Origin of the sequence: Beijerinckia sp. 28-YEA-48 (assembly GCF_900104955.1) — a bacterium.
GTDB lineage: Bacteria > Pseudomonadota > Alphaproteobacteria > Rhizobiales > Beijerinckiaceae > Terripilifer.
The window spans coordinates 196,529-215,000 of sequence record NZ_FNSI01000001.1 but is presented as its reverse complement, the minus strand read 5'-3'; the positions used below and the strand labels follow the sequence as shown (position 1 = coordinate 215,000).

19 protein-coding genes and 1 pseudogene (1 of these 20 only partly in view) are annotated in these 18,472 nt (G+C 61.4%); 15 read left to right on the top strand and 5 right to left on the bottom strand.

Annotated features, from left to right (window positions below):
- Positions 1-375, top strand: partial view of a M23 family metallopeptidase gene (locus tag BLW50_RS00985; RefSeq protein WP_090696293.1) — the 3' portion only. The gene continues 1,683 nt to the left of window position 1, outside the view; 375 of the gene's 2,058 nt are visible here — the last part of the coding sequence; the start codon falls outside the window, past its left edge; its stop codon occupies positions 373-375.
- A 23-nt stretch (positions 376-398) separates the two neighbouring features.
- On the opposite strand, the gene gluQRS is transcribed toward BLW50_RS00985, so the two are convergent.
- Positions 399-1,373 carry a tRNA glutamyl-Q(34) synthetase GluQRS gene (gene gluQRS, locus BLW50_RS00980; RefSeq protein ID WP_090696290.1) on the bottom strand — a complete coding sequence of 325 codons (975 nt, stop codon included), beginning with the start codon at positions 1,371-1,373 and terminating at the stop codon, positions 399-401.
- A gap of 95 nt (positions 1,374-1,468) precedes the next feature.
- Between gluQRS and BLW50_RS00975 the strand changes: the two genes are divergently transcribed.
- Both BLW50_RS00975 and BLW50_RS00970 read left to right on the top strand, forming a co-directional pair.
- A complete protein-coding gene (locus BLW50_RS00975; protein WP_244544092.1) occupies positions 1,469-2,209 on the top strand; it encodes a DNA-3-methyladenine glycosylase family protein in 741 nt (246 codons plus the stop codon).
- Positions 2,210-2,266: 57 nt separating this feature from the next.
- Positions 2,267-2,959, top strand: coding sequence for an alpha/beta hydrolase (locus BLW50_RS00970; protein WP_090696287.1), 693 nt, complete (start codon positions 2,267-2,269; stop codon positions 2,957-2,959).
- Here the strand turns inward: BLW50_RS00970 and BLW50_RS00965 are convergent.
- Positions 2,956-3,693, bottom strand: coding sequence for a methyltransferase domain-containing protein (locus tag BLW50_RS00965; RefSeq protein ID WP_090696285.1), 738 nt, complete (start codon positions 3,691-3,693; stop codon positions 2,956-2,958). The genes BLW50_RS00970 and BLW50_RS00965 overlap by 4 nt on opposite strands.
- 182 nt (positions 3,694-3,875) lie before the next feature.
- Here BLW50_RS00965 and gloB point away from each other — a divergent pair, with 182 nt between their 5' ends.
- The 3 genes and pseudogenes from gloB (at position 3,876) to BLW50_RS00950 (ending at position 6,956) form a co-directional block, all read left to right on the top strand.
- Entirely contained in the window at positions 3,876-4,646 is a 771-nt protein-coding gene (gene gloB, locus BLW50_RS00960) for a hydroxyacylglutathione hydrolase (RefSeq protein WP_090696282.1), read from the top strand.
- A gap of 35 nt (positions 4,647-4,681) precedes the next feature.
- Positions 4,682-5,100 (top strand): annotated as a pseudogene (locus BLW50_RS00955) (cupin domain-containing protein).
- Positions 5,101-5,210: 110 nt separating this feature from the next.
- Positions 5,211-6,956 carry a putative bifunctional diguanylate cyclase/phosphodiesterase gene (locus BLW50_RS00950; protein ID WP_090696279.1) on the top strand — a complete coding sequence of 582 codons (1,746 nt, stop codon included), beginning with the start codon at positions 5,211-5,213 and terminating at the stop codon, positions 6,954-6,956.
- A 27-nt stretch (positions 6,957-6,983) separates the two neighbouring features.
- Here BLW50_RS00950 and phaR read toward each other — a convergent pair whose 3' ends face one another.
- Positions 6,984-7,610: a polyhydroxyalkanoate synthesis repressor PhaR gene (phaR, locus tag BLW50_RS00945; RefSeq protein ID WP_090696276.1), complete on the bottom strand. Its 627-nt coding sequence runs from the start codon at positions 7,608-7,610 to the stop codon at positions 6,984-6,986.
- A gap of 256 nt (positions 7,611-7,866) precedes the next feature.
- Between phaR and BLW50_RS00940 the strand changes: the two genes are divergently transcribed.
- From BLW50_RS00940 to rplS, 3 genes are all read left to right on the top strand, one after another.
- Entirely contained in the window at positions 7,867-9,042 is a 1,176-nt protein-coding gene (locus BLW50_RS00940) for an acetyl-CoA C-acetyltransferase (protein ID WP_090696273.1), read from the top strand.
- A 79-nt stretch (positions 9,043-9,121) separates the two neighbouring features.
- Entirely contained in the window at positions 9,122-9,847 is a 726-nt protein-coding gene (gene phbB / locus BLW50_RS00935; RefSeq protein WP_090696271.1) for an acetoacetyl-CoA reductase, read from the top strand.
- Positions 9,848-9,990: 143 nt separating this feature from the next.
- On the top strand, positions 9,991-10,413 hold the full coding sequence (gene rplS / locus BLW50_RS00930; RefSeq protein WP_090696269.1) for a 50S ribosomal protein L19: 423 nt from the start codon (positions 9,991-9,993) through the stop codon (positions 10,411-10,413).
- Between the two features lie 169 nt (positions 10,414-10,582).
- On the opposite strand, the gene BLW50_RS00925 is transcribed toward rplS, so the two are convergent.
- Together BLW50_RS00925 and BLW50_RS00920 are read right to left on the bottom strand one after the other, a co-directional pair.
- Complete coding sequence (locus BLW50_RS00925) at positions 10,583-10,990, bottom strand: VOC family protein (RefSeq protein WP_090708520.1); 408 nt, start codon at positions 10,988-10,990, stop codon at positions 10,583-10,585.
- A gap of 76 nt (positions 10,991-11,066) precedes the next feature.
- The gene (locus BLW50_RS00920) at positions 11,067-11,831 is read right to left on the bottom strand and encodes an IclR family transcriptional regulator (protein WP_170849915.1); all 765 of its coding nucleotides are present in this window, start codon (positions 11,829-11,831) and stop codon (positions 11,067-11,069) included.
- A gap of 210 nt (positions 11,832-12,041) precedes the next feature.
- On the opposite strand from BLW50_RS00920, the gene BLW50_RS00915 reads away from it, so the two are divergent.
- From BLW50_RS00915 to BLW50_RS00890, 6 genes are all read left to right on the top strand, one after another.
- A complete protein-coding gene (locus BLW50_RS00915; protein WP_090696266.1) occupies positions 12,042-13,025 on the top strand; it encodes an ABC transporter substrate-binding protein in 984 nt (327 codons plus the stop codon).
- A 56-nt stretch (positions 13,026-13,081) separates the two neighbouring features.
- Complete coding sequence (locus tag BLW50_RS00910) at positions 13,082-14,164, top strand: CobW family GTP-binding protein (RefSeq protein WP_090696264.1); 1,083 nt, start codon at positions 13,082-13,084, stop codon at positions 14,162-14,164.
- Positions 14,165-14,209: 45 nt separating this feature from the next.
- Complete coding sequence (locus BLW50_RS00905) at positions 14,210-15,595, top strand: dihydroorotase (protein ID WP_090696262.1); 1,386 nt, start codon at positions 14,210-14,212, stop codon at positions 15,593-15,595.
- A 20-nt stretch (positions 15,596-15,615) separates the two neighbouring features.
- Entirely contained in the window at positions 15,616-16,398 is a 783-nt protein-coding gene (locus BLW50_RS00900; protein ID WP_090696260.1) for an ABC transporter permease, read from the top strand.
- Entirely contained in the window at positions 16,395-17,183 is a 789-nt protein-coding gene (locus tag BLW50_RS00895) for an ABC transporter ATP-binding protein (protein WP_090696258.1), read from the top strand. The genes BLW50_RS00900 and BLW50_RS00895 overlap by 4 nt, the downstream gene beginning before the upstream one ends.
- A gap of 178 nt (positions 17,184-17,361) precedes the next feature.
- The gene (locus tag BLW50_RS00890) at positions 17,362-18,462 is read left to right on the top strand and encodes a zinc-dependent alcohol dehydrogenase (protein ID WP_210186011.1); all 1,101 of its coding nucleotides are present in this window, start codon (positions 17,362-17,364) and stop codon (positions 18,460-18,462) included.
- Positions 18,463-18,472: the final 10 nt, after the last annotated feature.

Sequence of the window (18,472 nt, the reverse complement as noted above, 5' to 3'; positions counted from 1 at the left end):
GCCGGCAACGGCACGGTGATCAAGGCGGCGCGTGAGTCAGGCTATGGCAATCGCGTCGAAATCCAACACGCCAACGGCTACATCACCACCTACAACCATATGACCGGCTTCGCCCGCGGCATCACCGAAGGCGTGCGCGTGCGGCAGGGCCAGGTGGTCGGCTTCCTCGGTTCGACCGGCCTTTCGACTGGCCCGCACTTGCACTACGAAGTCATCGTCAACGGCAGCTTCGTCGATCCCCTGCGCATCCGCCTGGCACGCACGCGCGAATTGACCGGCCGCCAGATCGCCGATTTCCGCCGCGAACGCGAGCGGATCGATGATTTGATGTCCAAGGCGCCGAACGCCACCCGCGTCGCCCAGCGCACCAACTGAGTTCGCGCTGAGCTCTCTTCCCCTCAGGATAAACCGAGCCGGCGTTTGATATCCGCCGGCGTCACGCCGTCCGCCCGCAACTGGCGCAGGGACATCGACTTGATGCTCTTTGCCAATTTGCGCCCATCGTCATCGGTGAATAGCCGATGGTGATGATAGTGCGGCGCCGGCAGATCGAGCAGCTCCTGCAGCAGGCGGTGCAGGCTAGTGGCGCTGAACAAGTCCTGCCCACGGACAATATCAGTGATCCCCTGCGCCGCATCGTCAATGACGACCGCCAGATGATAGCTGGTCGGTACATCCTTACGGCCGAGAATCGCATCCCCCCAGAGAGTCGGCTCGGCATAAAGCTCGCGACTCTCCTGACCATCATAGGCTTCACGCCAGCCGATCTGGCCGTCGATACAGGTCCCCGCCTGGGCCATATCCAGCCGGCGCGCCGCATAGCGGCCAAGCGCATGCCATCGCGCCGTCTCTTCCGACGACAGATGCCGGCATGTTCCAGGATAAAGCGGCTGGCCATCGGGATCACAGGGCCAATCAGGCCGTTCCGCCACACGCTGGGCGATTTCGCCACGCGTGCAGAAACACGGATAGACCAGTCCACGCGCGGCCAGACGCTCGAGCGCCAGCTCGTAGACGGCGAAACGCTCCGACTGCCGCATGACCGGCTCCTCCCAGGAGAGGCCGAGCCAGGCGAGATCTTCGTAGATCGCGGCTTCATATTCCGGGCGCGCGCGCTGCGTGTCGATATCCTCGATGCGCAACAGGAAGCGGCCACCCATTTCATGGGCCATGCGCTGGTTCAGCAGGGCCGAGAAAGCATGACCAAGATGAAGATAGCCATTGGGCGATGGCGCGAACCGCAGAACCGGGCGAGTATCAGCTTTGGAGGCGCCAAGCTGTTTCTCTCTGGGCCGCGTCTCTGCTGGCTCCGTCTCTCCTGACAGATGCTGTCGCTCCTGCCCTGTCTCGTGTTGCCGAGCTCCGTGTTGCATTGTCCTGTCGTTCTGCCGATCATTTCAACTCGCCGGCAGGATGCGCCGCGCCGGCATTGGATACAAGACCGGCTTACCCAACCTGAGTGCCCCCATTGCAGAAACCGAAAGCCGCCCCACGAAAAGCCGGCCCGCCGCGCGCGAAACGCCCCCAGGCTTTACAACCACCGACGCAGCCCTCGCGGATCGCCTCCGAAGAGGCCCTCGCCGCCGCGCTGGAACAGCTCAAGGTCATTGATCCAAAGATCGTCGGTCATATGCTCGCCGCCGCCGGCCATCCGCCGTTGCGCAAGCGCGAGCCGGGCCTTGAAGGCCTGCTCGGCATCGTCATCTCGCAACAGGTCTCAACCGCAAGCGCGCGCGCCATTTTCGCCCGTTTTCGCAGCCGCTTTGGCGCTTTCGATGCCACCGAGATCGCCGCGGCCAGCGATGACGACCTGCGCGGCTGCGGTCTCTCGGGCCCGAAGATTCGAACGATGCGGGCCGTCTGCGAAACCGTGGCCAGCGGCGCCATCGATCTGGCCGGCCTCGTCGATCTTCCCGCCGAGGAGGCCCATGCGCGCCTGATCGCCCTGAAAGGGATCGGTCCCTGGACCGCCGACATCTATCTGCTGTTCTGCATCGGCCATCCCGACATTCTGCCGGTCGGCGACCTGGCCCTGCAGGAAGCGGCTAAACTCGCCCTCGGCCTGAAGAAACGTCCCGATCAGAAGAAATTGGCCCATGTCGGCCAGCGTTGGCGGCCCTGGCGCGGCGTCGCGGCGCGGCTGCTTTGGGCTTATTACGCCAGCGTCAAGCAGCGCGCCGTCGATCCAGCCAGCGTTCTCAAATCCTGACCTTGCGCCGCGCCCCGCCGGGCGCGTAAGACACCGCCGACATCAGGAGACAGAATTATGGCGCAACCGGTGATCGACGGTCCGCGGCGCGAGGCGCCGTCGGGCAAGGTCAAACAATTGATCGTCATCCTTCATGGCTATGGCGCTGACGGCAATGACCTCATCACCATCGGTGCCGAATGGCAGAAGATTTTCCCCGATGCGGTCTGTGTCGCTCCCAATGCGCACGAGGCCTGCCAGCAGATGCCGATGGGCCGGCAATGGTTCAACCTCACCGATCGCAATCCGCACGAGCGCTGGAACGGCGCCTGTTCAGCCCAGCCGGTGATCGACGCTTTTGTCGATGCGGAAATGGCTAAATACGGCCTGACCGATAAGGATGTCGCGTTCGTAGGCTTCAGCCAGGGCGCGATGATGGCGCTGCACACGGGCCTTCGCCGCAAGCAGCGGCCCGCCGGCATCCTCAGCTTTTCAGGCCTCTTGATTGGCCCCGAACATCTAAAAGAGACGGTGAGCTACACAGCCGCGACGGCCCCGCCGATCTTCATGCTGCACGGCAGCGCCGATGGCGTCGTGCCTGTCCAGTCCTTGTTCATGAGCACCAACGCGCTCGGTGAAGCGGGCATTCCAAGCCAATGGCATCTCAGCGTCGGCCTGGAACACAACATCGATCCGCAAGGCATCCTGCTTGGCGCATTGTTCCTCGCCAACTGCTTCGGCCTGCCCTATCCGGCGGTCCTGCGACGTTAATCGTCACGCGTGCGCGCCGGCGCCAGCGCCGGCCGCAACTGCGGCGCCTTGCGCCGCAGGCCGCGGCGAACCATCACGGGGCTATAAAGCTGCTTCGTCGCCTCGACCAGATGAACGCCGGCGCCCGGCAGCGCCAGCTTGCCGCCCACCTTCTCAAAGGCCAGCGCCGAACGCAGAAGATAGGGCCGTGCGAAGGGCGGCACATAAAGCGCTTCCGACCAATTGACCGGCGAGAATTGCGCCTCCTTCAACAGTTCGCGCAATTGACTGCGCGAATAAGGCTGGCCGTAACCGAACGGTGTTGAATCGACCCGCGCCCACATGCCGCTGCGATTGGGCACCACCGCGATCATCCGGCCGCCTGGTGTCAGCACACGCCACACTTCGTTGAGAAGGTCATAGGGCAGATCGCTGGTCTCCAGCGCATGCACCACCAGCACGCGATCGATGCTCGCATCCGGCAGCGGCAACATGGTGACATCGACGAGTGCCGCCGATGATATTCCATGTCCTGGCCAATGAATCACGCCCTGTTCCGCTGGCATGAAAGCCAGGACGCGGACGGCCTCGTTGAGGAAGACATCGAGATAAGGCGTCGCATAACCGATGCCGAGCACCGAATAGCCCGTGCAGGTTTCCCAGCGCGCCCGCACGAACTGGCGGATAAAACGCGTCGCGACGCTTCCCAGCGGCGAGGCGTAAAAACTGCGGAGATCGACGGCATCAAGCGACATGCCTTAGTGTGCCACCGCTGCACCCCCTTGTTCAACGAATGATTGGCGAATGATCCGCGTTTGCCCTGGATGCGCCTTTGATTTTGCCCAGATTTTTTGTTTTGGCGCGTCTTTGTGCCGTTTGACGATTCCATCAACCGGCAAAACGCTATAGCGTCCCGCTCGAAACAAGGGGTATTCGCATGGCTGCGCAAATTCATCAGTTTATGTGTCTTCAGGACAATTTCGGCGTCCTCATCCACGATCCGGCCACGGGCGCGACCGCCTCGATCGATGCACCGGAAGCGGGTCCGATTCTCGCCGCGCTGGCGGAAAAAGGCTGGACGCTCACCGATATTCTCGTCACCCACCACCATGACGATCACATCGGCGGCATTCCCGCCCTGCGCGAGAAATTCCCCAAGGTACGCGTCGTGGGCCCGGCTCCCGACCGTGAGCGCGTTCCAGGTGCCGATGTTTATGTCGGCGAAGGCGACAAGGTGAAAGTGGGCAATCTCGAAGCGCAGGTTTTCGAAACGCCCGGCCATACACGCGGCCACATCACTTACTTCTTCCCCGTAGACAAAATGCTCTTCGCCGGCGACACGCTGTTCGCGCTCGGCTGCGGCCGCGCCTTCGAGGCGCCAGGCGCGGTGCTGTATCAATCGGTCATGAAGCTCGCGGCGCTGCCTGGCGACACCAAGCTCTATTGCGGCCATGAATACACATTGTCCAACGGCAAGTTCGCGCTGGCGGTCGATCCCGACAACACGGCGCTGCAGGCGCGCATGCAGGACATCATCGCCCTGCGCGACAAACAGCAGCCCACCTTGCCTTCGCTGCTCTCTGTCGAACTGGCGACCAATCCGTTCCTGCGCGCCAACGATCCGGCCATCCGCAAGCAGCTCGACATGGCGGGCGCTGAACCGGCAGCAGTGTTCACCGAATTGCGCGAACGCAAGAACAAGTTCTGAGCAGCCCCATCATGGCCGCCCGCCCTCTTGCAGACATGACCGCGGATGAAATCGTCCGCCTCCTCGATCTGCATCCCCACCCGGAGGGCGGCCATTTCCGCGAGACCTATCGTGATCCGGCGACCGACATCGCCGGACGCGCCCGTTCCACCCTGATCTATTTTCTGCTGGCCGCCGGTGAGCGCTCGGCGTGGCACCGGGTCGACGCGGTGGAAATCTGGCATTGGTACGCTGGAGCGCCGCTCAAGCTGGAAATCGCGAGAGCGGCGGCCCAGTCGAGACCTTGATTCTGGGCACCGATCTGGTCGGCGGGGAGCGTCCACAGGGAATCGTTCCGACCCAGGCCTGGCAGGCGGCTGAAAGCCTCGGTGCTTGGACCCTGGTCGGCTGCACCGTGGCGCCGGGCTTCAACTTCGCCGGTTTTGAACTGGCCGCAACAGGCTGGAAGCCCTAACTTATTTCCTTGATTCTAGTGCGAGTTACACCACTCGTTAACGATCTCTTAGCCATAATGAACCATGCGGACCTGCGCGTTCGCGCGACTCATATATTTCGCGGTGCCCTGTGAACGAACGGCCGGCCAACCATCCCCGTCAGAACGACAATGAAATCAAGGCCTTTGCACCAAACCCGATCGACATCCTGAATTCGATCGGCGCCGTGGTCTACACCTGGGACATCGCCAGCGACCAGATCACCTGGGGGCCGAATGCCGAGCAAGTACTTGGTATCCCAGCCACCGAAGTCGATTCAGGCGCCGCCTTCCATGATCTGCTGGCGATGGATTCGCGCACGTCGCGGTTCGATTCGGTGATCCACAGTGCCGAGAACGACGCCGGCGGCGGCGTCGCCTTCAGCATCCAATATGGCCTGCGCATCAACCCGCTCTCCGGCGAGCGCGCTGCGACCACCTGGTTCGACGACACCGGCCGTTGGTTCACCAACGAATTGGGGCGTCCCGCCCTGGTCCACGGCGTCATCCGCAACCTCTCGGCCCTGGGCCTGGCCACGCCGGCCGATCAAACCGCTCATTTCGATCCGCTGGCCGGCACCCTCAACCGCACCCGCCTCGCCGATCACATTACGCGCCAACTCGAAAATGCCCGGCGTCGCCAGTCGACCTTCGGCTTTCTCCTCCTGGCGATCGATGATCTTGCCGAGATCAACCGGCGCCACAGTTTCGATATTGGCGATGAATTGCTCGCCAACCTTGGCCAGCGCCTGCGCGGGCAGATGCGCATCACCGATACGGTGTCACGCTACGCTGGCAACCGTTTCGCCATGCTGCTCGAATGCTGCGACCACGCCAAACTGATCGCGGCCGCGGAGCGCATCGAGCGGATCATCGCCGAAAGCCCGTTCGCGACATCGGCGGGACGGCTTCCCTGCAAAATCCGCATGGGTGGCGTCGTCGCGCCGGTCGATGCGCGCAATGCCCAGGCGGTTTTCCAGAACGCCGAAGAAGCACTTTCGGTCGCCAAAACCCGCGTCGCCGAGCGCTTCGTCAAATATGAGCCGAGCCTGGCGCAAAACGACCAGCGGCGGCGCGCTCAATTCATGGCCGATACGATCGTCGAAGCCCTCAACGATCGTCGTATTACGATCGCCATGCAGCCGATCGTTTCCCGCGCCACCGGCGAGCCAGCGCTTTACGAAGCCCTGCTGCGGCTGCGGCTTGAAGGTGGCGAGGTTCTCTCGCCCGCCAATATCTTCCCGATCGCGGAAAAGAACGAACTGGTGCAGCTACTCGACCGGCGCGTCCTCGAATTGGCGCTGGTACGCATGAGCGCCGACCCGTCCCTGCATGTTTCCGTCAATATGTCGGGCAAGACTGTGCACGACATCCGATGGGTCGATGACGTTGCCGCTCTCCTGCGCCTGCACCCAGGGTGCGCTGAACGGCTGGTTGTCGAATTCACCGAAACCTGCGCCATCGAAGATATTGAAATGACCGCCCGGGTGATCGGCGCGATCAAGGCGCTCGGCGTGAAAGTCGCGATGGACGATTTCGGCGCCGGCCACACTTCATTCCGCAATCTGCGCCGTCTCGACATCGACATGCTCAAGATCGACGGCGCTTTCATCCAGAACCTCACCCGATCCGCCGACGATCGCTTCTTTGTACGCACCCTGATCGAACTTGCTCGTCACCTGTCCATTCCAGTCGTCGCCGAATGGGTCGAGGACAAGGACACGGCCGATCTCCTGAGCGAATGGCAGGTCGATTATTTCCAGGGTGATTATTTCGGCCGCGCCGAGGAACAGCCGGCCGGCAATGATGCCGGCGCGGCGAAAATATCGGCGGCCTGAAATCCGCCGTTTGGCGGGTCAGGCAAACTATCGCTTATCGATAGCTTCGAGCCGCTTCTGCATTTCCTCGATCTGTTTTTTCAGCGTATCGAGATCGGACTGACTCTTTGCGCTTTCAGGCGCTGCAGGCGCCGGTTCCGACGTCGCGGCCTTAGCCGCGGCATTGGCAGCGGCGTTGGCCGCCGGGTTGAGACCGAAGGGATTGAACATGCCAAGCGCCTGCGAAAACATCGCCAGGTTCTTGCGGGTCTGTTCTTCCATCGCATCAAAAATCTGAGTGCCCTGGCCGGCACCGATTGAGTTGCGGACGCTCTCGCGCATCTTCTGCTGGTCTTCGACAAAACGGCCGAAGGAGAATTCGAGATAGCGCGGCACCAGCAATTGCATGCTGTCGCCATAGAAGCGGATCAGTTGGCGCAGGAAGTTCGTCGGAAGCAGATTCTGCCCGTCCTTTCCCTCCTGCTCGAAAATGATCTGCGTCAGAACCGGCCGGGTGATGTCTTCCCCGGTCTTGGCATCGTAGACCGCGAAGTCGTCCCCCTCCTTCACCATTTTGGCGAGGTCTTCCAACGTCACATAGGTGCTCGTGCCCGTATTATAGAGGCGTCTATTGGCGTATTTCTTGATCTTAATTGGCTGCTTCTCGTCGGTCATTTCACCTCAGCCCGATCGTTACCCCATCGTCATGTCGATCCGGCATGACCCTGTGAGGATAAGCGTTTTTTGCGCCGCGTAAACAGAATTGCGCAGAGCGGTAGAAAACCGACCCTTTGAATGCCATCTGAATACCGCACGGTCGAGCGTTTGGCCTATTGACCTTGGCCCCGCGCCTCTGATGATAAGGTCGAGCAGCATCATTCAAGCGGTCATCTCCCTGAGCCGGTGCCGCAGTCTGGAAAGGAAATTCAATATGGCCAGTGACATCGTTGTCGTAGGAGCGGCCCGCACCGCGGTCGGCTCCTTCAATGGGGCTTTTGCCAATACATTGGCGCATGAGCTGGGGGCGACCGCCATCACCGCAGCCCTCACCCGCGCCAATGTGGCGGCGGCGGACGTTGACGAAGTGATCATGGGCCAGATCCTGGCCGCTGGTGAAGGTCAGAACCCGGCCCGCCAGGCCGCCATGAAGGCTGGCATTCCGCAGGAAAAGACCGCCTGGGGCCTCAACCAGCTCTGCGGTTCGGGCCTGCGCGCCGTCGCCCTCGGCATGCAACAGATCGCCAATGGCGACGCCAAGGTGATCGTCGCCGGCGGTATGGAATCCATGTCGATGGCGCCGCACAGCGCCCATCTGCGTTCCGGCACCAAGATGGGCGACATGAAAATGCTCGACACCATGTTGAAGGACGGCCTGATCGACGCCTTCCACGGCTACCACATGGGCATCACCGCTGAGAACGTCGCCGCCAAGTGGCAGATCAGCCGCGACGAGCAGGACAAGTTCGCGCTGGGGTCCCAGAACAAGGCGGAAGCCGCCCAGAAGGCCGGCCGCTTCAAGGATGAAATCGCTCCCTTCACCGTCAAGACCCGCAAGGGCGACGTGGTGGTCGATCAGGACGAATATATCCGCCACGGCGCCACCCTCGAGTCGCTGCAAAAGCTGAAGCCCGCCTTCAATAAGGACGGCACGGTGACCGCGGGCAATGCCTCTGGCATCAACGACGGCGCTGCCGCCGTCGTGTTGATGAGCGCTGATGAAGCCAAGAAGCGCGGCCTCACCCCACTGGCGCGCATCGCCTCTTGGGCCACCGCAGGCGTCGATCCGGCCATCATGGGCTCGGGGCCGATCCCGGCCTCGCGCGCAGCCCTCGCCAAGGCCAATTGGAAGGTCAAGGATCTCGAACTGGTCGAAGCCAACGAGGCCTTCGCCGCCCAGGCTCTGGCCGTCAACAAGGACATGGGCTGGGATCCCTCGATCGTGAACGTCAACGGTGGCGCCATCGCCATCGGCCATCCGATCGGCGCCTCCGGCGCGCGCGTCTTCACCACCCTGCTCTATGAAATGCAGCGCCGGGGCGTTTCCAAAGGCCTGGCCACGCTCTGCATCGGCGGCGGCATGGGTGTTGCCATGTGCGTCGAACGCTGACGCTTTAGCGAAACTCTCCGGCGGCCCCTGTCGCCGGAGAGATATTGAAGGTCTCATTTTAAAAACGAGAGGGAACATTATGGCTCGGGTCGCAGTGGTTACGGGAGGGACGCGCGGTATTGGCGAGGCGATTTCCAAGGCGCTCAAGGCGGCCGGCTATTCGGTCGCAGCCAGTTACGCTGGTAATGATGAGGCTGCTGCCAAGTTCAAGGCCGACACCGGCATACCGGTCTATAAATGGGACGTTTCGAGCTACGACGCCTGCGCCGCTGGCTTGGCTCAAGTCGAGAAGGATCTCGGCCCCATCGAGATCCTCGTCAACAATGCCGGCATCACCCGTGACGGCTTCTTTCACAAGATGACCCCACAGCAGTGGAGCGAGGTCATCAACACCAACCTCAATTCGCTCTTCAACATGACCCGCCCGACCTGGGAGGGCATGCGCAACCGCAAGTTCGGCCGCGTCATCTGCATTTCCTCGATCAACGGCCAGAAGGGCCAGGCTGGCCAGGCCAATTATTCGGCGGCGAAGGCCGGCGAGATCGGCTTCGTCAAAGCATTGGCCCAGGAAGGCGCCCGGGCCGGCATCACGGTCAACGCCATTTGCCCCGGCTATATTGGCACCGAAATGGTTCGCAAGATCGACCCGGCCATCATTGAAAAGTCGATCCTGCCGCACATTCCGGTTGGCCGGCTCGGCGAACCCGAGGAAATCGCCCGTTGCGTGGTTTTCCTGGCCTCCGACCACTCCGGTTTCATCACCGGATCGACCCTGACGGCCAACGGCGGCCAGTATTTGGCCTAAACGCCCCCAAAGGGGCCCGTTCAGCCTGGTCGGACGGGTGGACAAATCCGCCCGACCAGTGTATTGCCGCGCCTCCAACTAGAACAGCGTCCCGAAACGCTCGCCCAAAAGCCAAGCTTGGCTTCAGCGAAACGGAGTTAGTCATGAATATCATCCAGCAGCTCGACGCCGAGCAGATGCAGCGTCTGAGCGAAATCCGCAAGATTCCCGACTTCCAGCCGGGCGACACCGTCGTGGTGAACGTCAAGGTGAAGGAAGGTGAGCGCAGCCGCGTTCAGGCCTACGAAGGCGTGTGCATTGCCCGCGCCGGCGCCGGCATCAATGAGAGCTTCACCGTTCGCAAGATCTCTTACGGCGAAGGCGTCGAGCGCGTTTTCCCGATCTTTTCGCCGATCATCGATTCGCTGACCGTCGTCCGTCGCGGCAAGGTGCGTCGCGCCAAGCTTTATTACCTGCGCGATCGTCGCGGCAAATCGGCTCGTATCGCCGAGCGCATCGACAATTCGCCGAAGGCTAAGGCCGCGAAGGCTGCCAAGGCAGCCCCAAAGGCCGCCGCCAGCAAGTAAGCCAGCAATCTGGTTCAGAATTCAAAACGCGGCTTCGGCCGCGTTTTTTTTATTTCAGCAGACCAGTTTGTGGCGTTTCACAGCTCGACGGAATCGCCGAGCGCCATGAAGAGGCGTCCAAACAAGAGGATCTAAGCAAAATCACGTTTCTACCGAAACGGGATTTGCTCTAAGTGGTTGGCCCGTTCAAGACCCAGCGGTGGCCGAAGGGATCGCGCACCACGGCCAGGCGCGTCCCCCAGAACGTATTCATCGGCCCCGCCTCCGTGGTGGCGCCGAATTTCGCCGCCCGCTCCACCGTCGTGTCGACCTCCTGCCCGGTCGCAAACTCAAGGCTGACCGACATGGTCGCTGGCTCGCCTGGAATGGGCGTGCGGGCTTTGCCGAATTCAGGAAAGGCATCGGCCACCATCACCGAGCCACCGTTGATCAACAGCTCGCAATGCATGATGCGCAGCCCGTCCAACGCCGGCATGAAAGCCTTTTGCGTCGCGCCGAAGACCTGCGTGTAAAAAGCAATGGCCGCCGCCGCCGGAGAAACCGTCAGATAAGGCGCGACCGGAGGACGGCTGGACACGTTCATGGAAATCCCATCGCAGGCGTTCTACGTCACGGATCTGTAGCACAAGACGCGCACGCCGGCACGCAATCGCCTAACGCGCCACGATACTCGCCTGCGAGAGTTCAGCCGAAATCAGCCTGGCTGCTTCGACCACGTGGACCACATAATCCGCCAGTTGCTCACGCTCGGTCGTATTCGGAACGGCGACAAGACTGATGCCGGCAACGACCTGCTGATCGCGCGAGATCGGCGCCGCCAGACCGATCCGCCCCACCGCGACTTCCGAATCGGTCATCGCATAGCCCGCATGTTTGATGCTGCGAATCTCGTCCTTGAACTGCTGCCAGCTGTCGACATGCAGCAGACGGTGAATCGTCTGCTCGTTGCTGAGATAGACGGCTTTCAATGCGCGATCCGGCAAATTGGCCAGAATCACTTTTGACGTCGCACCAAGAAACATCGGCATGGCCACGCCGCGCTCGTAGCTCGCCGATGGATGCGGCTCGCTGCCGTGCACTTCGAACACGCACATGACGCAATCCTTGAAGCGGCGGCACAGGATCACCATCGCCTTCTGACTGGTTTGCGCGAGGAGGTTTTCCATGATCGGCGCGGCGATCCGGATCAACTCGTCGTTCTGGCGCAAAATCCTGTCGTAGCGGATGAAAGCCGGCCCCAGCGCATAACCGGCACCCGACACCGGATCGAGAAAGCCCGACTGCACCAGTTCGCGAACATGGCGATAGGTCGTGCTGGTGGAGGCGTCGATTTCACGACTGAGTTCTTCCACCGTCCAGACAGGCTGGCCGTTCTCGAACAGCTGCAAAATGGCAAGGACACGATTGGCTGGGGTCATTTCAGAGCGCACAGGACAAAAAGAGGGCAACACTGCTCGATTGATTAGCATATATTAGGAAAAAGAAAAATTCTCGATATATAGGAATTCTGTTGCACCCTTCTTCGTTCGTTGCCATAGTCCCGGCCATGGGAAAGGCCGGAGCACGAGCAATCGGCTGCCCATAAGACGCGAACGGGTTCCCGCAATCGGGTGAGGGGGAGTGCAGGCATGAGCACGATTTTCCGGCGTTTCTCTTTGGTCTTGTTGGTGGCCGCCCTCGGCGCTGCGCCCCTGCGCGCCCAGGCACAGACGCAAGCCCCAGCAACTGAAATCCGTGTCGCCATGCTGGCGCCGAGCGCGCTGCTCTGGCTGCACGCCATCGCCAAGGATCAAGGCTTTTACGCCGAACGTAAGATCGCCGTGAAAGAACTCATCGCCGGATCGAGCCCGACCCTGCTGCAAGCTGTTTCGTCGGGCAGCGTCGAAGCCGGCATGTCGCTGGGCGACGTCGTGATTCGCGCCATCGATCAGGGCGCACCGGTGATCATCACCGGCGCCATTCTGGAGAAGACCGTTCTGCGTCTTGTCGGCGGCACGGGCGTCTCGACAATCAAAGAGCTCGGTGGCGCCACGGTCACCGCCGGCGCTGTCGAAGGCGGCACCGCCAATATGCTGCGCTTCCAGCTGCAACGCGGCGGCGTCGATCCGCGTAGCGTAAAAATGGTGGGGCTGACCAATTCCAGGGATCGCGTCGTTGCTCTCGGCAACGGCCAGGTGAAGGGCGCTCTGCTGATCGCACCGTTCGACACGATGGCGGAACGCGAAAAGATGCCCATTCTCGACGTCTATAAAGAGCCCTATGTGCAGACGCCGCTGATCGTCAATCGCACCTGGGCGGACAAGAATCGCGACGCCGCCATCGGACTGACGAAGGCGCTGCAGAAAGCCGCGGTGTGGATCTACGAGCCCGCCAATAAGCAAAAGGCGATCGAGATTCTCGCCAGCTTCACCAATGTGCCCGCCGACATCTGCGCTGAATCCTACGCCTTCATCGTCGATCAGCAGCAGGCCATCGGACGCAACCTCGAAGTCTCGGCGGCGAGCCTTGAGAACATCATCAAGATCGATCAGGCGATCGGCGCCAATCCAGCTTCATCAAAGCCGTTCGATCTGTCCCGCTACTACGACCCCAGTTTTCTGGCGGCCAAGTAGTTGATGTCCAAGTAGATAGCGACGAAGTCACAAGCGTAACGGCAAAGGAACAAACCATGGCGGATGATCGCATCCCCGTCACATTGCTGACCGGCTTCCTCGGCAGCGGTAAGACGACGCTTCTCAATGCGTGGTTGCGCTCGCCCGAGCTGGCCGATGCCGCGGTCATCGTCAACGAGTTCGGCGAAGTTGGAATCGATCATGCGTTGATCGCTTCCAGCAACGACAATACGATCGAACTCTCCACCGGTTGCCTCTGCTGCACCGTGCGCGGCGATCTCGTCAACACGTTGCGCGAACTGATCGTGCGTCGTGAGAAAGGCGAGGTCCGCGCTTTCAACCGTGTCGTGATCGAAACCACCGGCCTGGCTGACCCAGCGCCGGTGATTCAAGCCCTGATGACCTTTCCGGTGGCCCGGCGCTTCCGGCTGCGCCAGGTCGTTACCACCGTCGATGCGGTGAACGGCGCGGGGACGCTCGCCAACCATCCAGAATCCATCAAGCAGGTCGCCGTCGCCGACGAGCTTATTCTGACCAAGGTCGATGTCGGGACGACGGACGAAGACAGCATCGTCGCGGAGCTGCGTAAGCTCAATCGCGGCGCACAGATTCACCGTTCCTCGCTTGAGCGCATCTCGATGCCGAATGATCTGGAAGCGGTCGATATCTACGATCCCGCCACCAAAGGATCCGATGTCGCCCGCTGGCTCAACGCCGAAGCGCATGCGGGCCATGACGATCATGGACATGACACGCACGGGCATGATCACCACGGCGATCATCACCATCACGATGTCACACGTCACAGCGCCGATATCTCCTCCTTCGTCTTCGAGTTCGACACCCCGCTCCATTGGGAACATGTCGCCAATTGGATCGACGCGCTCGTCATGGCCCATGGCCAAGACCTTCTGCGCGTCAAAGGCATTGTCGATGTCGTCGGGCGTGATCGCCCGATCGTCATCCAGGCGGTTCAAAGCCTGATGCATCCACCCTTCGAGCTCGCGGCCTGGCCCCAAGGGCCACAGACCTCACGCATCGTCTTCATCACCCGAAAATTGTCGCGCGCCTATGTCGGCGAAGTGCTCGACACGCTCCGGCAAAGAGCCCCGGACCATAGCCACAACGCCGCCGCTTGATTTACTCGCCTCGTTTACCTGCCTTTGTGTTCTCGGAGAATTTGAATGGATACCCTCATCCGCAACGGCCTGCTGATCACCCCCAAGGGACAGATCCAGGCTTCCGTCGGCATCGAAAACGGCCGCATCGTCGGCATCTATACGCCCGGTGAAGAGCCCGTGGCTAAAGAGACCATCGATGCCAAGGGCCTCGCCATTCTGCCGGGCGTGATCGACATGCATTCGCATCATCGCGAAGGCAGCGAGCCAGGGTTTGAATATAAGGACACGATCTATACCTCAACGAAGCAATGCGCGGCTGGTGGCGTCACCACTTCTGTCGCCATGCCGAATGTGCAGCCGCCGCCGAATTCTCTGGCGCTTTTGAAGAAGCAGTTCGCCATCTACGAGCGTGACGCCGTGGTCGACTGGAACTTCAATCCGGCGCCGACCATTCAGGACGAAATCCCCCTCATGGCCGAAGAAGGCATTGCCGCCTTCAAGATCTTCATGGTGGTCGATACCGGCCGCAGCTATCCGCACATGCCAGGCATTGGCGTCCATGATCACGGCCGCATTCTCGAAATCATGCAGCATTGCGCCAAGGTCAATGTGCCGCTGATGGTGCATCCGCACGACCAGGCGCTGATGGACGTGATCGAAAAGGAATTCTGGGAGCGGCAGGAGCGCGATGCTCTGGCCTATGCCAAGGCTTACGCCGCCCATGACGGCGTCATCTGGGAGACGGCGATCGCCACGCTCCTGCGCCTGCAGAAGGCGGCCGGTTGCCACCTGCACATCCTGCATACGCAGACCGCCGGCAGCGTCGAGCTGATCCGCAAGGCCAAAGCCGCCGGACAGCGCGTCACCTGCGAGATCAATCCCTGGGCGTTGTTCCTGGGCTGCGAGTGGTCGGCCATTCAGCGTCTCGGCTCCTATGCCCTGTCCTACTGGGTGCCGGAAAAGAATGTGCCGAGCCTCTGGGAAGGCCTGAACGATGGCACGATCGATATCGTCGCCACCGATCACGCCCCGCACACCCGCGAGGAAAAAGAGATCGGCTGGCGCGATGGCTGGAAGGCCCACACCGGCACGCCCTCCACACAGTTCTATCTCAGCATGTTCCTGACCGCAGCACTCGAAGGCAAGATTTCGCTGGAGCGCGTCGTCGAAGCCACCTCCACTGCGCCGGCCCGTATTTTCGGCATCGAGCACAAGGGCGATGTTGTCGCCGGTCATCACGCCGATCTCGTCCTCGTCGATCTGGAGAAGGAATATGAGATCAACGATGAGGACGTGTTGAGCCTCACCGGCTGGAGCCCCTATGCCGGCCGCAAAGTCAAAGGCAAGCCCGTCCGCACCATCGTGCGCGGCAAGACGGTCTATCTCAATGGCGAAGTCGTCGGCGAGAAGGGCTGGGGCAAGCAGGCCTGGGCGCGTTACCCCTCCTGATATCAAACGCGGAGGCTCCCTTGCGCAAGGTTTATGACTTTCTCGAACAGGATACGCGCGCGGCCGCCATCACGCGCATTCTGGTCTCAACCGGCTTCGTGCTGCTCATCTGGCAGCTGATGGCCATGGTGGTGACCAATCGGCTGCTGCTCGTGCCGCCGGCTGAGGTCGCCTCCGCCCTGCTGAAGGAATTTCAGCAGGGCTCGATGGCGACCAACGCCTGGGCGACGGTGACCGCCGTGGTCACGTCCTTCCTGGTGTCGGTTGTCATCGGCATCGGTATTGGCCTGGCGCTGGCATCGAGCCGCTTCCTGTCTTTGACAGGAGGCCCCGTGCTCAGCGCCTTGAATTCTGTGCCGATCATCGCGCTGGCGCCGCTGTTCGTCGCCTGGCTCGGCTTGGGTTTCGCCTCGAAATTCGTCCTGGTGCTGCTGGTCGCCGTCTTCCCCGTCGTCGTCACCACGGAGGCCGGCTTACGGGCAACCGACAAGCCGCTGATCGAGGCCGCGCGTTCCTTCAACGCAACGCGGTTGCAGATCTTCAGCACGGTCACCTTTCCCTATGCGCTTCCCTTCATCGTCAGCGGCATTCGCGTCGCCTGGGCGCGCGCCTTGGTCGGCATCGTCGTCGCTGAATTCTTCGGCTCCTTCGCCGGCTTCGGCTTTGCCATCATGTCGGCGAGCCAGACCTTCGATACCGCCCGCGTGCTCGGCTACGTGATCGTTCTCGGCGCCATGGGATTGATCGGCAGCGTCGCCTTCGCTGCCCTCGAACGCCACCTCGCCCCCTGGAGGCTTGAATGACCGCCCTGCTCAAGATCGACAACGTCAGCCAGACATTCGTTCGCAAGGACAAGTCATCGGTAGAGGCGTTGCGCGCGATCGATCTGTCGATCAACGAAGGCGAATTCGTCTCGATCGTCGGCGCGAGCGGCAGCGGCAAGTCCACCTTGCTGCGGATCATCGATGGCCTGCTGGCGCCCTCGAGCGGCGCTGTTCTGGTCGATGGCATCAAGGTCGATCGTCCCGGTCGCGACCGGGCGATGGTCTTCCAGCAGGATTCCCTGCTGCCGTGGAAGACTGTGACCGAGAATGTCGGCTACGGATTGACCCTGGCTGGCCGGCCGAAGGCCGAGGTGCAAGCGATCGCCCAACGCTTCATCGACATGACGGGCTTAAGCGGATTCGAGAGCCACTATCCGCACCAATTGTCCGGTGGCATGCGCCAACGCGTCAATGTGGCCCGTGCGCTGGCCGTCGATCCGAAGATCCTGCTCCTCGACGAACCGTTCGCGGCGCTCGATGCGCAGACGCGCGAGATCATGCAGACGGAACTGCTGTCGATCTGGCAGAAGAGTCGTAAGACGGTGCTGCTCATCACGCACCAGATCGATGAAGCGGTCTTTCTGTCGGATCGCGTCATCGTCTTCAGCGCTCGCCCGGGTTGCGTCAAAACGGAAGTCAAAATCGACCTGCCGCGTCCGCGCGATCTCGATCTGAAGCGGCATCCCGCCTTCATCGAACAGGTCGATCACATCTGGAAGCTGATCGAGGCCGAGGTCCGCGCTGGCGTCAAACAGGGCGCGTGATCAATTCGATATGAACTATCCTGCCGGCAGGGATGAATTGTAAGACTGACTTGCCGGCAGTCTCCCCATTGTGACGCCTCTTTGTAGCGTTTGATGATTCCATCAAACTTCAAAACGCTATAAGACAAGGTCGAAGCGGCCGGTCTTACGGCCCGACGATCGTCCGGGGAGGACAATTTTGCGCATCGCCCGCTCGCGCGCCGCGGTCATGACCAAACCGCTTGCGACGGAAATTCGTGCCTTCGACGTCGGTGATATACCGCCCGATGCGGGCTGGCTGCGTGTCGAGATGACGGGCATCTGTTCCAGCGACTGGAACATGTACAACAACGAAAAGCCCGGCCCCCGGATTCTTGGCCATGAAATGGTTGGCCGCATCGAGGTTTTAGGCGAAGCCGCCGCCTATCGCTGGGGCGTGAAAGCCGGCGATCTCGTCGCGCTCGAAGAATACCTGCCCTGCGGACACTGCGAATATTGCCGCTCCGGCGAGATCCGCTCCTGCATGGCGACCGATCAACGCCTGCCCGGCTCCGTTCGCTATGGCTCGACGCCGCTGACCGTGCAGCCTTCGCTTTGGGGCGGCTATAGCCAGTTCGTCTATATGCCACCGCGTGCTGTCATCCATCGTGTGCCCGAGGGTGTCGCACCCCGGATCGCCGCCATGGCGCTCCCCATCGGCAACGGCTTTCAATGGACCTGTTTCGATTGCGGCGCCGGGCCAGGTAAAATCGTCATCATCCAGGGGCCAGGACAACAGGGGCTCGGCTGCGTCATCGGCGCGAAAACCGCCGGAGCTGATCTCATCATCGTCACCGGCCTCTCCCAGGACGAAGAACGCTTCAAACTCGCCCGCCTATTCGGCGCCGATCACACGATTGCCGTCGATCAAAACGATCTCCTGGAAACGGTTGGCGACATCACGGGCGGCCGCATGGCCGATATCGTCATCGACACCAGCGGCCTTGGGCCCAACAACATCAACCCATCAATGCGACTGCTGCGCAAACGCGGCGTGCTAGCGACGATCTCGCGAAAGGGCTCAGCTGAAAATTTCGATGCCGAGCGCCTGATCGGTATGCAGCTCACCTTGAAAGGCTTACGCGGCCACAGCTACGAGGCGGTCGAAATGGCTTTGCGCGCCATGGCCAGCAAACGCCTGCCGCTACATTTGATGTCGACCCATATCATGCCGCTGAGCGATCTCGACCACGCTCTGCATATGGTGGGCGGTAAGACGGACGAGCGCTCGATCCATATTTCGATCGATCCCTGGCTCTAACGAAAATCGG

What these genes read in the sequence shown, in the direction of transcription:
- BLW50_RS00940 (WP_090696273.1), top strand. Translation starts at nt 7,867, where the DNA reads ATGGCCAGTGACATCGTTGTCGTAGGAGCGGCCCGCACCGCGGTCGGC.
- BLW50_RS00920 (WP_170849915.1), bottom strand. Translation starts at nt 11,831, where the DNA reads ATGACCCCAGCCAATCGTGTCCTTGCCATTTTGCAGCTGTTCGAGAAC.
- phaR (WP_090696276.1), bottom strand. Translation starts at nt 7,610, where the DNA reads ATGACCGACGAGAAGCAGCCAATTAAGATCAAGAAATACGCCAATAGA.
- BLW50_RS00965 (WP_090696285.1), bottom strand. Translation starts at nt 3,693, where the DNA reads ATGTCGCTTGATGCCGTCGATCTCCGCAGTTTTTACGCCTCGCCGCTG.
- phbB (WP_090696271.1), top strand. Translation starts at nt 9,122, where the DNA reads ATGGCTCGGGTCGCAGTGGTTACGGGAGGGACGCGCGGTATTGGCGAG.
- BLW50_RS00895 (WP_090696258.1), top strand. Translation starts at nt 16,395, where the DNA reads ATGACCGCCCTGCTCAAGATCGACAACGTCAGCCAGACATTCGTTCGC.
- BLW50_RS00910 (WP_090696264.1), top strand. Translation starts at nt 13,082, where the DNA reads ATGGCGGATGATCGCATCCCCGTCACATTGCTGACCGGCTTCCTCGGC.
- BLW50_RS00970 (WP_090696287.1), top strand. Translation starts at nt 2,267, where the DNA reads ATGGCGCAACCGGTGATCGACGGTCCGCGGCGCGAGGCGCCGTCGGGC.
- BLW50_RS00915 (WP_090696266.1), top strand. Translation starts at nt 12,042, where the DNA reads ATGAGCACGATTTTCCGGCGTTTCTCTTTGGTCTTGTTGGTGGCCGCC.
- rplS (WP_090696269.1), top strand. Translation starts at nt 9,991, where the DNA reads ATGAATATCATCCAGCAGCTCGACGCCGAGCAGATGCAGCGTCTGAGC.
- gluQRS (WP_090696290.1), bottom strand. Translation starts at nt 1,373, where the DNA reads ATGCAACACGGAGCTCGGCAACACGAGACAGGGCAGGAGCGACAGCAT.
- BLW50_RS00905 (WP_090696262.1), top strand. Translation starts at nt 14,210, where the DNA reads ATGGATACCCTCATCCGCAACGGCCTGCTGATCACCCCCAAGGGACAG.
- gloB (WP_090696282.1), top strand. Translation starts at nt 3,876, where the DNA reads ATGGCTGCGCAAATTCATCAGTTTATGTGTCTTCAGGACAATTTCGGC.